Annotated in this window: 3 protein-coding genes; 1 reads left to right on the forward strand and 2 read right to left on the reverse strand. The window is 35.6% G+C overall.

The genetic code is table 11. From position 1 onward, the window contains the following. The coding region (locus tag ME3_RS02795) for a hypothetical protein (RefSeq protein ID WP_007476934.1) at window positions 1-288 on the forward strand (288 nt) is incomplete at its 5' end. 385 nt (window positions 289-673) lie between these two features. Here the strand turns inward: ME3_RS02795 and ME3_RS02800 are convergent. Together ME3_RS02800 and ME3_RS02805 are read right to left on the reverse strand one after the other, a co-directional pair. Then, window positions 674-991 (reverse strand): helix-turn-helix domain-containing transcriptional regulator, encoded by a 318-nt coding sequence (locus tag ME3_RS02800; protein ID WP_007476937.1) that lies wholly within the window; start codon window positions 989-991, stop codon window positions 674-676. 2 nt (window positions 992-993) lie between these two features. Then, the gene (locus ME3_RS02805) at window positions 994-1,326 is read right to left on the reverse strand and encodes a type II toxin-antitoxin system RelE/ParE family toxin (protein ID WP_007476939.1); all 333 of its coding nucleotides are present in this window, start codon (window positions 1,324-1,326) and stop codon (window positions 994-996) included. Window positions 1,327-1,665: the final 339 nt, after the last annotated feature.

The raw sequence follows: 1,665 nt of genomic DNA on the forward strand, positions 1-1,665 counted from the left end.
AACTCAGATGATGAAGGTATGTCGCTTGCGTACGGGATGGCTCTTGAGACAGTTTCAAAGTGGTCACTCATGGAAACGGTTAAACGGATTTTGCGAGGTGAAGTAAAAACTATATCCGAGACATTTTTTCCGAGCACTTGTGAATTTGTGCGACTATGCCGTGATTTAGAAGAAAGTCTTTTGACAACAGCAAGTCTTGTGCGCAAAGCTGTTGTGAATACACGAACAAAAGCACTGAAAGAAAAGGGAAGACGAGAGAATATCATTCCACTCACAAAAACGGCTTAATGAGTTTAAGACAGCAAAATAGAGAGAAATGGTGATCATTTTTGGATTAGATATGCGTTTAAATCAATAGAAAGGCACCGTAGAGAGAGATTTAAAAGTTTTTTGATGAATTCCATATTAGGAACATAAAACGCTCTGTACGGGCTAATTTGAGGAAAATAGAGCAGATGCAAAAATTACAGGACAAAACGAGTGCTTTTTTCCAACAAATTGTGAAGTTTATGAAGGCGATAATGTTGTCAAGGTTGCTATAGCAGCGTAAATAACAGGCGAGGGGGAGCCTGCTTTTAGACAGCAAAAAACAAAACTACGTCATTTATGTGATGCGGCTTAATAGTATTATAAAATAGCTTTTTCAATCAATTGATTTTCTTTAATGGTTTATTTAGGTTAGATGTGTGGAATTTGATCGCTCAAGGGGTTGTACAGCTAACCGGAACCCCATAGTGCGTAGTAAAGCAGTCAAACTGCAAAGCTCGGGATTTCCTTTTTCTGAAAGTGTACGATAAAGCTGTGTTGGGTTTAGTTTAGCTGCTTTAGCTACAGTTTGAACGCCGCCATAGGCTTTTGCCATTTGACGAAGTGTTACAAGTAGCTCACCTTGATCACCATCAGCTAAAATTGCATCAAGAGTAGCTGCTGCCGTTTCAGGATCGTTATAGAACAGTTCAGCCATTGCATCATCATGGTTACGGTCTCTCATCTCTACACTCCTTTATCTTCACGGTTTTGCCAATCATGCCAATAAGCACACGCGCGGGTAATATCAGTATTTTGCGTCCCTTTGCTGCCACCACACAATAACAGCAACACAGTTTTTCCTAATTGGGAATAATAAATTCGGTAACCAGGCCCGATATGAATTCGCAATTCATAAATGCCATCACGAAGTGGTCTAAAATCACCAAAATTTCCTTGTTCTAAACGGTTAAGACGACGAATAATTGCAGTTTTAGCTTGCACATCACGAAGTTTGTGTAACCAGTCTGTGATCAAATCTTTCCCGTCAGCAGTAAGGTAGTGGCGTATCTTAAACATAAACAAATAATCGTTTATAAACGAATATTTGTCAAGGATTGATATAGTTTTCTTGAAAATATTTTCTCTTTATGTGGAAGCTTTTTAAAAATCTATTTACAGAAACAATTTTATTAGTAATAGCAATAAGTTATCTTAATATGATGAGAAAATCATTTAGATATTATGAAATTCTATAAACTGTTTATTTTCAGTTATTTATTTTATTTATCTGTATTAATTAGTATAGTAAATTGTATTATTGTATTGTAAAATATAGTAAAAATAGTTTTTCATATCCGTATTTTGTTTCATTAAAACACACACATAATTTTTCTTAGAAAAGATATCCAACATGAT

The sequence above is a fragment of the Bartonella melophagi K-2C genome, assembly GCF_000278255.1.
GTDB classification, from domain to species: Bacteria; Pseudomonadota; Alphaproteobacteria; order Rhizobiales; family Rhizobiaceae; genus Bartonella; species Bartonella melophagi.

Excerpts from the sequence above, each read along its gene's own strand:
- ME3_RS02800 (WP_007476937.1), bottom strand. The coding sequence starts at position 991 with ATGAGAGACCGTAACCATGATGATGCAATGGCTGAACTGTTCTATAAC.
- ME3_RS02805 (WP_007476939.1), bottom strand. The coding sequence starts at position 1,326 with ATGTTTAAGATACGCCACTACCTTACTGCTGACGGGAAAGATTTGATC.